Raw genomic sequence first — 13,936 nt, forward strand, 5'->3', positions numbered from 1 at the left:
GTGTCCTCACATCCGGAAGACGCCGTAGGACACCGGCTCGAGCGGCGCGTTGGCGCACGCCGACAGGGCCAGCCCGACAACGGTTCTGGTGTCCGCAGGGTCGATGATGCCGTCGTCCCACAACCGGGCCGTCGAGTAGTAGGGGTTGCCCTGTGCCTCGTACTGGGCTCTGATCGAGTCGGGGTCTCGCCCCGAGTCTCGCCCGGAACCGACAGCGCCGAGAACGGAGGCCGCCTGCTCGCCGCCCATCACCGAGATGCGCGCATTGGGCCACATCCACAGGAAGCGGGGCGAGTACGCCCGCCCGCACATCGAGTAGTTGCCGGCGCCGTAGGAACCGCCGATCACGACCGTCAGCTTCGGCACCCGTGCACACGCGACGGCGGTGACCATCTTGGCGCCGTGCTTGGCGATGCCGCCGGCCTCGTACTCGCGGCCGACCATGAACCCGGTGATGTTCTGCAGGAACAGCAGCGGGATGCTGCGCTTGTCGCACAGTTCGATGAAGTGGGCGCCCTTCATGGCCGACTCGGCGAACAGCACGCCGTTGTTGGCGACGATGCCGACCGGGTGGCCGTGGATGCGGGCGAACCCGGTCACCAGCGTCTTGCCGTACTCGGCCTTGAACTCCTGGAAGCCGGCGCCGCCCGCAGGAGCGCCGTCGACGAGACGGGTGATGACCTCGCGCACGTCGTACGGGGTGCGCGGATCGGTGGGCACCACGTCGTACAGCTCGGTCTGATCCGCCGCGGGTGCGACGGTCTCCGCGACATCCCACGGGCGCGGTGCGCGCGGGCCGAACGTCGCGACGATGTTGCGGACGATCCGCAACGCGTCGAGATCGTCCTCGGCGAGATGATCGGTGACGCCCGAGACCTTGGAGTGCAGGTCGCCGCCGCCGAGTTCCTCCGCGGTGACCACCTCACCGGTCGCGGCCTTCACCAGCGGCGGCCCGCCGAGGAAGATCGTGCCCTGATTGCGCACGATCACCGCTTCGTCGCTCATCGCCGGGACGTACGCCCCGCCCGCGGTGCACGAGCCGAGCACCGCGGCGATCTGCGGAATTCCCTTGGCGCTCATGGTCGCCTGGTTGTAGAAGATCCGGCCGAAGTGCTCACGATCCGGAAACACCTCGTCCTGCATCGGCAGGAACGCCCCGCCGGAGTCGACGAGGTAGACGCACGGGAGATTGTTCTGCAGCGCGATCTCCTGCGCCCGCAGGTGCTTCTTGACCGTCATCGGGTAATAGGTGCCACCTTTGACGGTGGCATCGTTCGCGACGATCACGCACTCACGGCCGGAGACCCGTCCGACACCTCCGATCACGCCGGCGCCGGGGCACTCGTCGCCGTACATGCCGTTCGCGGCGAGCGGAGCCAGTTCGAGAAACGGGCTGCCCGGATCGAGCAGGGCGTCCACGCGGTCGCGCGGCAGTAGCTTGCCGCGAGCGACATGGCGCTCACGGGACTTCTCGCTGCCACCGAGCGCCGCCGCGGCCAGCTTGTCGCGCAACTCGGACACGAGGGCGAGGTGCTGTTCCCGATGGGGAGTGGTTGATGCGGTTCGAGCGGTTGTCACGTCACCGTCCTCGCAGTTCGATAGATACGATGAGATTCGGTTAATTCCGAATAACTGAAATCAGGTTATCCGTGATTAACTGAGTTGTCCAGATCACACGAACAGGAAAAAGTGACCGATGACCGACGTCGACCGTGATGCGGGGCCCGCCGCCCCCAGCAGGCGCAGCCAGGCCAAAGCCGACCGTCGCCGGGAGTTGTTGCGCGCTGCTGCCCGACTGATCGCCGAGCGCGGCTTCCCCGGAGTCCGCCTCGAGGACCTGGGCTCCGCGGTGGGCATCAGCGGCCCGGCCGTGTACCGGCACTTCCCCAACAAGGACGCCCTGCTCGTGGAGCTGCTCACCGACATCAGCGAGCGACTGCTCACGGGCGGCACGGACGTCACCGAGCGGGTGGCGGACCCGCGGGGGGCGCTCGAGGAACTGGTGGACTTCCACCTCGACTTCGCGCTCGGCGAGCCCGACCTGATCCGGGTGCAGGATCGGGACCTGCACTCGCTGCCCGACGACGCCCGCCACCGTGTGCGCCAGACGCAGCGCCGGTACGTGGAGATCTGGGTGGACATACTGCGGCGGATCGATCCGGGACTCGACGCGACGCGGGCCCGTGTCGCGGCGCACGCGACGTTCGGACTCATCAACTCGACCCCGTACAGCGCCGCGTCCCCGTCCGTCGATGCGACGAACGGGGACACGACTCGCGCGGTGCTGCGCAGGATGGCGCTCGCTGCGTTGCTCACAGATTCGGCGTAGACGCGGAACCCGCGCTATCGCCTCCTGGCGGCGATAGCCGTGTAGCCCAGAGCCAGCACGGCCGCTGCGACGATACTGATCACCCAACGCCACCAATCGATTCCGGGTGTGTCGGTACCGCCGAGGGCACCCCACAGCCAATACCCGATGAGCGCGCCGGCAATGCCGATCACCACTGTGATGATCCAGCCCATCGGCTGCTTGCCGGGAAGCACCAGCCGCGCCAGCACACCGATGACTGCGCCGAAGATGATCGTGCCGATGATCTCGCCCATGCCGGGCTCCTTCCGTCAGCCCCCACCATGCGCGGAACGCACTCCCGCCCTGGCTCGAAAGTACGACCTCGGTCGAGCCAGGGCGGGAGTTTGCACAAATCGTTGCGACAGTGCGTCCTACTGCGCGTGCATGATCACGCCGCGAATGTTCTTGCCGTCCCGAAGGTCCTGGTAGCCCTGGTTCACGTCCTCGAGGGAGTAGCGCGTGGTGACCAGTTCGTCCAGTGCGAGCTGACCGGCGTCGTACAGGCGGAGCAGTCGCACGATGTCGTACTGCGGGTTGGCGGAGCCGAACAGCGTGCCCTTGATCGTCTTCTCGTTGAGCGTGAGATCGGTGCCCGAGACGTGGACGGTGAGCTTCGTCGGATCGGCGAGCCCGGTGATGACGACGGTGCCGCCCTTGCCGATCACGGCGGTCGCCGCGGAGACGACGTCCTCGTCCACGGTGCCGACGAGGATCAGCGCGGCGTCGGCGCCCTGTCCCCAGCTGAGCTCGTTGACCTTCTCGGCCGCCTCGGCCGCGGAGGCGTACGCGTGGCTCGCCCCGAACTTCAGCGCCGTCTCGCGCTTGAACTCGACGGGGTCGACCACGACGACGTACTTGGCACCGGAGTGCACCGCGCCCTGAACGGCGTTGATACCGAGGCCGCCCACTCCGTAGATCACGACGATGTCGCCGGCGCGCACGTCACCTGCGTACACCGCGGTCCCCCAGCCGGACGGGACCCCGCAGCCGACCAGGACGGCCGTCTCGAGCGGCAGCCATTCGTCGACCTTGACGACCGAATGCTGCGAGATGGTGGCGCGCTCGGCGAACGTGCCGAGCATGCACATCGCGCCGAAGTCCTTTCCGCCCGAATGGAACCGGAACGTCCCGTCGGGCATCGAGCCTTCGAGGATCGTGGCGCCCATGTCGCACAGGTTCTGTCGGCCCGTCGCGCAGTACCGGCAGGTCCCGCAGTTGGGGATGAAACTGCACACCACGTGATCGCCCGGCTTGACCTTGGTGACGCCGGGGCCGACCTCCTCGATGATCCCCGAGCCCTCGTGCCCGCCGACGATGGGATAGCGCGGAGGCAGGTCACCGTCGGTGAGGTGCAGGTCCGAGTGGCACAGTCCCGCGGCGGTGTACTTGATCAGGACCTCGCCCGGACCGGGGCCGTCCAGGTCCAGTTCCATGATCTCGAACGGCTTTCCGGCCTCGAGCAGAACAGCGGCCTTGGTCTTCATGGGTTCTCCTTGTTCGATCTCGGGTGGTTGTCGGGGTATACCCCGGTCAGAGCGCGATGTTGACGGCCTTGGTCTGGGTGAAGGCGTCGATGCCCGACGCGCCGAGTTCCCGCCCCCAGCCGGACTGCTTGTAGCCGCCGAACGGCATCGCGGTGTCGAAGCCGTTGTACTGGTTCACCCACACCGAACCGGCCTTCAGCCGTCGGGCGGTGCGGTGCGCCTTGGAGATGTCCCGGGTCCAGATGCCGGCCGCGAGGCCGTAGATGGAGTCGTTGGCGGCGGTGACGATGCCCTCGTCCGCGTCGAACGGCATCGCCGCGACGACGGGTCCGAAGATCTCCTCCCGCACGACGCTGAACTCGGGCTTGACGTCGACGAGAACGGTCGGCTCGACGAAGTAGCCCGTCTCGCCCCAGCGCTTGCCACCGGTCAATGCCCGGGCTCCGTCGGCGAGGCCGTCGCGCAGGTAACCGGTGACGCGATCGAACTGCTCCTGCGACACGAGCGGTCCGAGTTCGGTGGTGGGGTCGAGCCCGGGGCCGATCTTGACCTTGCTCGCGGCGTCCGCGACGGCCTCGGTGAAACGCTCGAAGATGCTGTCCTCGACGTACAGGCGGGTCCCGGCAACGCAGCACTGACCGTGGTTGAACAGCCAGGCATTGAGCGAACCCGCCACAGCCGCATCGAAGTCCGCGTCGGCGAAGACGATGTTGGGGCTCTTGCCACCGAGCTCGAGCGAGACCTTCTTGAGGTTGCCCTTGGCGGCGTCGACGATCTTCTTGCCCACCTCGGTCGAGCCGGTGAATGCGACCTTGTCGACGTCGTCGTGCGCGGACAGCGCGGCACCGGCGTCACCGAAGCCCGGGACGATGTTGACCACGCCCGGCGGGAACCCGGCCTCCTCGAAGACCTCGGCCAGCATCAGCGCGGTGAGCGGGGTCTGCTCGGCCGGCTTGAGGATCACGGTGTTGCCTGCCGCGAGCGCGGGCGCGAGCTTCCACGACGCCATCAGCAACGGGAAGTTCCACGGCACGATCAGCCCGCACACGCCGACCGGCTCCCGCAGCGTGTACGCGTGGAACTCGCCGCCGGGCACGAACGGCATCGACACGTTGACCGTGCTGCCCTCGATCTTGGTGGCCCAGCCCGCGTAGTAGCGGAAGACGTCCGCCGCCCACGCGACGTCGACCGCAGACGCGATCGCGGCGGACTTGCCGTTGTCGAGCGCCTCGAGCTGACCGAACTCGGCGGCGCGCTCGGTGAGCAGGTCACCGACCCGCCAGATCAGCCGTTCGCGCTCGTTCGGCTTCATCGAGGCCCACGGCCCCTCGTCGAACGCGCGGCGAGCGGCGCGCACGGCGCGATCGATGTCGGCGGCCTCGCCGTACGCGACGTCTGCGAGACGATCACCGGTCGCGGGATCGTGCGTCACGAACGTGCGACCGGACGCCGCATCGACGAATTCACCGTCGATGTACAGCTGCTTGGTGCCGGAGAGAAACTCACGAACCCGCGGCGAAACGGCTTGCTCGGCAACGACTGTCATGCCCGAACCTCCTGCAGTTCTGTCTGTGATGTGCAACACATCCATCGTGCTTCGGGAGGTCGGCCGTCAACTGTTCAAGCTTTGGACAGCCGCGCGAGCAACTCGCTCAGACGGTGATGTCGAGTGCGCGGATCCGGCTGTAGAGCGTGGTGCGACTGATCCCGAGCCGCGCCGCGGCATGCACCTTGTTCCCGCCACTCTCGTTCAATGCCTCGACGATCGCGTCGCGCTCGGCCCGCTCGCGGCCGCCGAGTCGCGCCACCTTGCCCGACGCGCGGTAGTCGTCGGGAAGGTCCTCGACCCGGATCGGCGTGCCGTCGGACTTGTCCGGAAGGCCCGCGAGCACGGCCCGGAGTTCGACGAGATTGCCCGGCCACGCGTGCTCGGACAGAGCGGCGAGCGCACTCGGCCCGAGCCGCAGATCCGCGCGCCCGAGCTCGCTCACGAGAGGCGCAACCAGGCTGTCGAGTTCCCGGATCCGCTGACGGAGAGCGGGGACACTCACCTGGTTCCCACAGCGCGCGAGCAGATCCCGCACGGACGGCCGCACGCTGTCGACCGGATCGCTCGTGAGCACGATCCGGGGACCCCCGGAGTTCGCGACGAGGGAAGCGACGAGCGCCAGCACCGGCTCGGGTGCCAGATGCACGTGCTCGATCAGCACGCACCCGGGCCCGCGCGCGACCACCGCGAGCAGTCCGGCGGACCATTCGTGCTCCCCCTGCCCGACGATGTGCGCGGCATCGACCACCGCGAGCGCGTCGACGGCGCCGTCGGCGAACTGCCGCGCCGCCCATGTCCGACCGCTGCCGGGCTCGCCGACGACGGCGAGCGATCCGGCGCCGGCCCGTAGCTCACGCAACTTGCGCCGCAGCCGCGACGTCGCGTCCTGCGCGGTCGAGGTACGCCGTACCGGCGCCCTCGGGTCGCCGACGTCGAGCAGGAACAGCGCCCCGCTGTCGGCGCCGGCGACGCGGTCGATCCGCAGGCCGGTGCTCCCGCCGGTCGACAGCGCGAAGTCCAGTGTCCGGGTCTCCCCCGTCGGGACGTCCGCGGCGAGCGCCCGCAGCGCGGCGTGATCGCTCGGTGCGAGCATCTCGACCGCGGCCTTGTTGGTGAGCATGATGTCCTGCCCCATCGCGGCGACCGCGAGTCCACGTTGCCGGGCCGCGCGCTGGAACGCGTCCACCACGCGGCGGTCCGACTCGCGCGCCCCCTCGAGCAATCGGGCCTCGATGTCCCCGACCGCGCGGGCCAGGAAGGGCACGAACAGCGGATTCGCCGTCGTCCCCGTCGCGGTGATGTCGAGGATGCCCTCGATCCGGCGGGTGACCGGGTGCACGATCGGGTGACCGTAGCAGCTGAACTGACGGAACGACTCGAGGAAGTGCTCGTCTCGGTGGACGACGATGCCCTGCCGCACCTCGAGCGGGGTTCCGAGCGCGTTCGTGCCGTACGTCTCCTCGGAGAGTGCGACACCGGGTAGCACCCCGACACCCTCCATCGCAGCCTTCATCGCATCGGAGTCGAACACCCGTGAGACGACGCGACAGTCCCGGTCCACCAGGAGGATTCCGCACCCGGTGCCGGACAGTTGCACCCGCAGATCGTCGAGCACCGGGCGGGCCGCCCGGAGCAACCGGCCGGCCGAGTCCGACGGGTCGAGTAGCGTCGGCTCGGGCACCCGGGCGGGGTCGATCCCGCTGAGCTTCGAACGCTTCCAGGACAATTCGATTTCCGGCCGTAAACCGTGCACCACTACTGGATCCTCCGATCAGACGTGATCGATCAGTTCGAGCGACATCTCCCGCATCTCGACCTTGCGGATCTTCCCGGTGACCGTCATCGGGAACTCGTCGACGAGGTGGACGTACCGCGGGATCTTGTAATGGGCGAGGCGTCCGGTGCAGAACGCCCGCACCTTCTCCGCGTCGAGCGGGTGCGCACCCTCACGCAGGCGGATCCACACCATCAGTTCCTCGCCGTACTTCGGGTCGGGTACCCCGATCACCTGGGCGTCGAGGATGTCGGGGTGGGTGTAGAGGAACTCCTCGATCTCGCGCGGGTAGACGTTCTCGCCGCCGCGGATCACCATGTCCTTGATCCGGCCGGTGATCGCGACGTAGCCGTCCGCGTCCATCACCCCGATGTCGCCGGTGTGCATCCACCGCGCCGCATCGATCGCCTCTGCCGTCTTCTCCGGGTTGTTCCAGTAGCCCAGCATCACCGAGTAGCCGCGGGTACACAGTTCACCCGGTTCACCGTGCGGCACCGTCAGCCCCGTCGCCGGGTCGACGATCTTGACCTCGAGGTGCGGGCCGACCCGCCCGACGGTGGAAACCCGCTGGTCGATGCTGTCGTCGCGGCGGGTCTGCAGCGACACCGGAGACGTCTCCGTCATGCCGTAGCAGATCGACACCTCGCTCATGCCCATTCGTTCGATGACCTGCTTCATCACCTCGACCGGGCACGGCGAGCCCGCCATGATCCCGGTGCGCAGGCTCGACAGGTCGTAGGTCTCGAAGTCCGGGTCGGCCAGTTCGGCGATGAACATCGTCGGCACGCCGTACAGGGAGGTGCACCGCTCGGCCTGCACCGCCGCCAGCGTCGCGCCGGGCTCGAACGCCGGACCGGGAATCACCATCGCGGCGCCGTGGCTGGTGCACGCAAGGTTGCCCATCACCATGCCGAAGCAGTGGTAGAACGGCACCGGGATGCACACCCGGTCCTGCTCGGTGTAGCCGCACAGCTCGCCGACGAAGTATCCGTTGTTGAGAATGTTGTGGTGGCTGAGCGTCGCACCCTTCGGGAATCCCGTTGTCCCGGAGGTGTACTGGATGTTGATGGGCTCGTCGGCGGACAGCGCGGCCTGGGCCCGCGCGAGCGTCTCGGGACTCTCGGCGAGTGCGGCCCTCCCGTCGGCCACCAGCGACTCCCACCGCGGCGATCCCAGCAGCAGCACGTACTCGAGTGCCGCACACTCGGGCCGGACCTGCTCGATCATCGCCGCGTAGTCGGACGTCTTGAACGACGGCGCCGCGATCAGCGCGCGGATCCCGGCCTGGTTCAGCACGTACCGCAGTTCGTGGGAGCGGTACGCGGGGTTGATGTTGACCAGGATCGCACCGATCTTCGCGGTCGCGTACTGCACCAGGGTCCACTCCGCGCAGTTGGGCGCCCAGATACCGACCCTGTCGCCCTTCACGACTCCGATCCCGAGCAGACCCGACGCGACCGCGTCCACGTCGGCCGCCAGTTCGCTGTAGGTCCAGCGGCGCCCCGAACCACGGTCGACCAGCGCGTCGCGGTCACCGTGCGCCGCAACCGTGCGGTCGAAGTTGTCACCGATGGTGTCGCCCAGCATGGGGGCGTCCCACGTCCCCGAGGCGTAGCTCGGCAGGGACCCTGACAGCGAAGTTGTGGTCATCGCGTTTCCTCTCCGGACGCCTTCCGGCACCCACGGGAAAGCCCGGCGGTGCAGGCTCCCCCAACGTACTCGCTCGAGTGTGATGTAGGACATAGTCGACGGTCGGGGGTGTCGACAACTGTTCAGAGTTCGAACACCCCCGACTGTCAGGCGTTCAGAGTGCGCGGTCCTTCGTCTCGACCAGGGCCTTGGTGCACACGAAGCTGACGATGCCGAGCACCGCGAGCATCAGGCCGATCGCGAAGCTGCCGAAGGCCGAGGCGAGCGGCGCCGCGATCAGCGGCGGGATCGCGCCACCGAGCACGCCGGCCAGGTTGTAGCCGAGTCCGGCTCCGGTGTAGCGGTAGCGGGTGTGGAACATCTCCGGCAGGAGCGCACCGCACGGTCCGTAGGCCATCCCGAAGATCGCGAGTGTCACGCACATCCCGATCACGAAAGCAGCCGACGACCCCGTGTCGAGGATCGGGAACAGGACCAGCGCCCAGACCACCGCGAGCACGCAGGACAACATGATGACCCGGCGGCGGCCGATCCGGTCCGAGTACAGCGCCGAGACGACGATGGCCGCACCGAACACGACGGCCGCGACGATGCCGACCACGAGCACGAACGGCCGGCTGAAGCCGAGGGTCTTGGTTCCGTAACTGGTGAGGAACGCGGTGCCCATGTAGAAGAACGCGAACAGGGTCGCGAGCGCGCCCGCGGAGAGCAGGATCTCCTTGGTCTGATGCCGCCATGCGTCGAGGAACGGAAGCGTCCGGGGACCGTCGGCGGCCGCGTCGTTCTCCTGGTTGGCCCGGAACACCGGGGTCTCCTCGATGGCCAGGCGCATGTACAGCCCGATGCCGACCAGCACGATGGAGAACACGAACGGCACCCGCCAACCCCACGTGAGGAACGCCTCGTTCGCGTCACCGAGAACGGCGCCGGTGATGAGGAAGGTGCTGCTCGACAGCACGAAGGCGATGGCCGGGCCCAGCTGCGGGAACATCGCGTACAGGCCGCGCTTGTCCGGCGGCGCGTACTCGGCGGTGAGCAGGGTCGCGCCCGCCCACTCGCCGCCGACCGCGAATCCCTGGCCGAAGCGGAGCAGCACCAGAATGATCGGCGCCGCGACACCGATCGTCTCGGCCCCCGGTAGCAGGCCGATGAGAAGCGTCGAGATACCCATCAGCAACAGCGTCGAGACGAGCGTCTTCTTGCGCCCGATCCGGTCGCCGTAGTGCCCGAACAGCATTGCGCCCACGGGTCGGGCGATGAACGCCACCGCGAAGGTCGCGAACGACGCGACCGTGCCGGCGGTGGAACCGAGCGCCGGGAAGAACACCGTCGGAAAGACCAGTGCGGCAGCGGTTCCGTAGATGAAGAAGTCGTAGAACTCGATCGTCGTTCCGATGCAACTCGCGATCGCGACCCTGCCCACGCCGGTGCGCGGAGGTGTGGCGAGCGTCGAGCCGACCGATGGCGACACAGTCGTCATGGATCCCTCTTCTCGAGTCGTGCGCGACGCCCCGATCGGCGTCAGCGACTGCGAGGAAAGGTAGTGATCCGCGTCACTGACCGACCACCCCCGAAAAGGGGGTAGGGGTGACGCCCGTCACTCAACCGTGCTTCGTCCGTGGCGGCATCCGAGAGATCGCCACGGTCAAGGCCGCACCCCACAGGACCGCGAACCACAGCGCATCCAGTCCGACGAATCGGTGAGCGGTCGCCCCCAGGAAGGCGCCGACGATCATCGCCGCCCACAGCAGAAAGTGCCGCACCCATCCCCACCGCTCACCGCCCGAGAGCGCGGTGACCAGCCGCTGCCCCATCTTCACCAGGGTGCCGGTCATGTAGGTGAGGCTGATGCTCACCTCACCCTCACGCTCGAACGTGGTGTTCTCCGCGCCCATCGCTACCACCATGAAGGAGATCGCGATCGGGGTCCAGCCGATGAAGTGGGCCGTCGCGGCCGCGAGCAGCAGTGCGGTCACAAGGGACAGCACGGCGGGCCGGTGACGGATGCCCGCACGACGGCCCGTCGCCGACCCGATCATCACACCGACCACGAACAGCGCGACGATCCCGGCGCCGGTGAGCGCCGTTGTCATCAGACCGTCCGACGCCGAGACCGACAGCTTGGTGGAGTTGCCGCTCATGAAGGACACGAAGAAGCCGCCGAGGGTGATGAACCCCAACGCGTCCACGAATCCGGCCATGCCGGAGAGGAATACCGCGACGACGAGCAGACCCCGTGGGTAGTGGACGACCACCCACCGACGATAAACCCGCCCGGGCGAGGCCCGGGCGGGTTCGTGTGTCGCCGTGGCGGGCCGTCAGGCGACGGCCGGGTCCTCGTCGAGGCCGCACGCGCCGCGCAGTTCCCGCGCGATCTCGCCCCACACCGTGGCGTAGGACGCGACGTCGGGAGCTGCGACCCACTCCGTCTCGCCGGCTTTCGCCTTCTGCAGGGCCTCGGCGAACAGGTCCTGGTAGCGCGACAGGCGTGGCACGAACGCGGAGACGTCGTCGAACACGTCCTGCGCCTTCTTGTCGAGCGCCGCGAGCGCATCGAGGTCGGAGTCACCGGCGCCGACGAGTTCGCGGAGAGGGGCGTCGAGTTCGAGGAAGCGCTCGTGGATCTCGGCGATCGAGTCCTCGTCGATCGACACGCGCTCGGCGTCGAGCTGGTCTCCGAGTTCGGCGACGCCGGCGTCGGTCAGTGCGAACGCACCGTCGCCGGTCTCCTCCGCCTTGCCCTGCGCGAACAGCGCGTCACGCGCCGCCTCCGCGGACGCGGCAGCGACGCCGAGCTGTGCGGCCAGAACGTCGGCGGTCACCCGGCCCTTCAACCGGATCGTCTGCAGCAGTGCCAGTTCGTCGACGTTGCCAGCGAAGGCCATCGTGTTCTCCTCGTGTGTGCGATAGGTCCGACAGGAAACCTACAACTCGCGGATGGTGGGCGGGGACGCCAGCGGGTCCGCGCGCGAGGTGTCCTTGAGCGCGACCCCCGAACGTCCCAGCCGGTGCGCGCCGTCGACCAGCGCTGACACCACCCGCGCGGCGTCCCGGTAGCCGAGGCCGTCGGGTGGGTGGATGTTGGACACACAGTTGCGATCGGCGTCGGAGCGGCCGGGCCCGGGCCGGTGGGTGGGATAGATCCCGAGGCTGTCGGCCACGGACAACCCGGGACGCTCGCCGATCACGACGATGACCGTGCGCACTCCCAGCGCAGCCCCGATGTGGTCGCCGAGTGCCACCCGCGCGCCGGTCGCGACGACGGGCGGTGCGATGCGGTACCGGTCGGACAACGCCTCGGCGAGTGCCCCCAGCAGCGGCACACCGTGGTCGGTGAGCGCGCGCGGGGACAGCCCGTCGGCGAGGACGATGCCGATGTCCGCGTCGGCCCGGGCCACCGGATCGAGCGTCTCCGGCACCCGCCCCAGGTCGGGGCGACGCAGGTACTCGGCGCGGTCGTGCACCAGACTGCGCACGACGGCCGGTGTGCCGAGCCCGACTCCCGCGACAGCCGCGGCGAAGGCGTCGACGTCGAGCGGTTCGTGCACCGCGGCGCGCGCGGCGGCGTGCGCGACCCGGAACTCGAGTACCCGCTCGGTGGGCAGCGCATCGCCGGCGCGGCCGAGGCCGATCCGTGCCTGCGTGCTGCGCCGCAGTTCGTCCCAGAAGTCGTTCATCGGCCCGTCGCCAGTTCCCGCAGCGGCGACGATTCGACGTCGACGGGCAGGATCCGGCCGTCCGCGTCCGCCATCCCCAGACGTTGCAGCCACGCCTCGAACTCGGGCGCCGGGCGCAGCCCCAGCACGCGCCGGACGTACAGCGCGTCGTGGAACGACAGGCTCTGGTACCCGAGCATGACGTCGTCGGCACCGGGAACGGTGATGACGAAGGCCGTTCCGGCGGCGCCGAGCAGGGTGAGGAGGTTGTCCATGTCGTCCTGATCGGCTTCGGCATGGTTGGTGTAGCAGACGTCGACACCCATCGGCAGACCCAGCAGTTTGCCGCAGAAGTGGTCCTCGAGTCCGGCCCGCACGATCTGTCTGCCGTCGTACAGGTACTCCGGCCCGATGAAACCGACGACGGTGTTGACCAGCAACGGTTCGAGGTCCCGCGCCACGGCGTAGGCGCGGGCCTCGAGCGTCTGCTGGTCGACGGGTCGGCCACCGGTCCCGATGTGGGTGCCTGCCGACAACGCCGAGCCCTGCCCGGTCTCGAGGTACATCACGTTGTCGCCGACGGTGCCGCGGCGCAGGGACCGCCCCGCTTCGTCGGCCTCGCGCAGCAGCGAGATGTTCACGCCGAAACCGGAATTGGCGCCCTCGGTTCCCGCCACCGACTGGAAGACGAGGTCGACGGGCGCACCCGTGTTCACGAGGTCGAGCGTGGTCGTGACGTGCGAGAGCACGCAGGACTGCACCGGGATGTCGTAGCGCCGACGGATCTCGTCGAGCAGGTGCAGGAGGTCGGACGTCGCGTGCGGCGAATCGGTCGCCGGATTGACGCCGATCACCGCGTCACCGCAGCCCATCAGCAGCCCGTCGAGCATCGCGGCCGCGATACCACGCGGGTCGTCGGTGGGGTGGTTGGGCTGCAGACGCGTCGCGAGAGTGCCCGGATGCCCGATCGTGGTCCGGAAGCCGGACGTCACCGTGATCGCACGCGCCACCGCGATCAGGTCCTGGTTGCGCATGATCTTGCTGACCGCGGCCACCATCTCCGGGGTCAGGCCCCGCGAGACGGCGGCGAGGGTCGCGGCCGCATCGGGTGTCGCGGTCGTCGCCAGCAACCAGTCGCGGAACCCGCCGACCGTCAGGTGCGAGACCGCACCGAACGCGACGCGGTCGTGGGAGTCCACGATGAGGCGGGTCACCTCGTCGTCCTCGTACGGCACCACCAGGTCGTTCAGGAACGTCGCGAGCGGCAGGTCGGCGAGAAGCCACTGCGCCGCCGCACGTTCGGCGTCGGATTCGGCTGCGCACCCGGCCAGCTCGTCACCCGAACGCAGCGGGGTCGCCTTCGCCATGAGGTCGACCAAGCCTTCGAAGGTGTACGTCACACCGGCGATGCGCTTGCGGTGGAATGTCATTCGCGTACCTCCCCGGCCGTCACCGCGAGTACCTGCGCCACCG

General features: G+C 68.7%; 12 protein-coding genes. 1 reads left to right on the plus strand and 11 read right to left on the minus strand.

The features are described from left to right. Positions 1–6: 6 nt before the first annotated feature. On the minus strand, positions 7–1,578 hold the full coding sequence (locus AC1RIF_RS08605; RefSeq protein WP_492600945.1) for a carboxyl transferase domain-containing protein: 1,572 nt from the start codon (positions 1,576–1,578) through the stop codon (positions 7–9). 118 nt (positions 1,579–1,696) lie between these two features. Between AC1RIF_RS08605 and AC1RIF_RS08610 the strand changes: the two genes are divergently transcribed. Then, positions 1,697–2,329 (plus strand): SACE_7040 family transcriptional regulator, encoded by a 633-nt coding sequence (locus AC1RIF_RS08610; protein WP_492600946.1) that lies wholly within the window; start codon positions 1,697–1,699, stop codon positions 2,327–2,329. Positions 2,330–2,343: 14 nt separating this feature from the next. On the opposite strand, the gene AC1RIF_RS08615 is transcribed toward AC1RIF_RS08610, so the two are convergent. The 10 genes from AC1RIF_RS08615 to AC1RIF_RS08660 all read right to left on the minus strand — a co-directional run bounded on the left by AC1RIF_RS08615 (position 2,344) and on the right by AC1RIF_RS08660 (position 13,893). Beyond that, entirely contained in the window at positions 2,344–2,604 is a 261-nt protein-coding gene (locus tag AC1RIF_RS08615) for a GlsB/YeaQ/YmgE family stress response membrane protein (RefSeq protein WP_492600947.1), read from the minus strand. A gap of 117 nt (positions 2,605–2,721) precedes the next feature. Beyond that, positions 2,722–3,834 (minus strand): NDMA-dependent alcohol dehydrogenase, encoded by a 1,113-nt coding sequence (locus AC1RIF_RS08620; RefSeq protein WP_492600948.1) that lies wholly within the window; start codon positions 3,832–3,834, stop codon positions 2,722–2,724. 46 nt (positions 3,835–3,880) lie between these two features. After that, on the minus strand, positions 3,881–5,380 hold the full coding sequence (locus tag AC1RIF_RS08625) for an aldehyde dehydrogenase family protein (RefSeq protein WP_492600949.1): 1,500 nt from the start codon (positions 5,378–5,380) through the stop codon (positions 3,881–3,883). A 106-nt stretch (positions 5,381–5,486) separates the two neighbouring features. Then, positions 5,487–7,136 carry a sigma-54-dependent Fis family transcriptional regulator gene (locus AC1RIF_RS08630; protein ID WP_492601341.1) on the minus strand — a complete coding sequence of 550 codons (1,650 nt, stop codon included), beginning with the start codon at positions 7,134–7,136 and terminating at the stop codon, positions 5,487–5,489. Between the two features lie 18 nt (positions 7,137–7,154). Further along, positions 7,155–8,807 (minus strand): AMP-binding protein, encoded by a 1,653-nt coding sequence (locus tag AC1RIF_RS08635; RefSeq protein ID WP_492600950.1) that lies wholly within the window; start codon positions 8,805–8,807, stop codon positions 7,155–7,157. A gap of 154 nt (positions 8,808–8,961) precedes the next feature. Next, positions 8,962–10,287 (minus strand): MFS transporter, encoded by a 1,326-nt coding sequence (locus AC1RIF_RS08640; protein ID WP_492600951.1) that lies wholly within the window; start codon positions 10,285–10,287, stop codon positions 8,962–8,964. A 121-nt stretch (positions 10,288–10,408) separates the two neighbouring features. Continuing rightward, positions 10,409–11,062 carry a YoaK family protein gene (locus AC1RIF_RS08645; RefSeq protein WP_492600952.1) on the minus strand — a complete coding sequence of 218 codons (654 nt, stop codon included), beginning with the start codon at positions 11,060–11,062 and terminating at the stop codon, positions 10,409–10,411. A gap of 63 nt (positions 11,063–11,125) precedes the next feature. Next, positions 11,126–11,692: a hypothetical protein gene (locus tag AC1RIF_RS08650; protein WP_492600953.1), complete on the minus strand. Its 567-nt coding sequence runs from the start codon at positions 11,690–11,692 to the stop codon at positions 11,126–11,128. 39 nt (positions 11,693–11,731) lie between these two features. Beyond that, positions 11,732–12,484 carry an ethanolamine ammonia-lyase subunit EutC gene (eutC, locus tag AC1RIF_RS08655; protein WP_492600954.1) on the minus strand — a complete coding sequence of 251 codons (753 nt, stop codon included), beginning with the start codon at positions 12,482–12,484 and terminating at the stop codon, positions 11,732–11,734. After that, a complete protein-coding gene (locus tag AC1RIF_RS08660; RefSeq protein ID WP_492600955.1) occupies positions 12,481–13,893 on the minus strand; it encodes an ethanolamine ammonia-lyase subunit EutB in 1,413 nt (470 codons plus the stop codon). The genes eutC and AC1RIF_RS08660 overlap by 4 nt, the downstream gene beginning before the upstream one ends. Between the last annotated feature and the right edge of the window lie 43 nt (positions 13,894–13,936).

The sequence above is a fragment of the Prescottella sp. GW823-FHT02E09 genome (assembly GCF_058797375.1).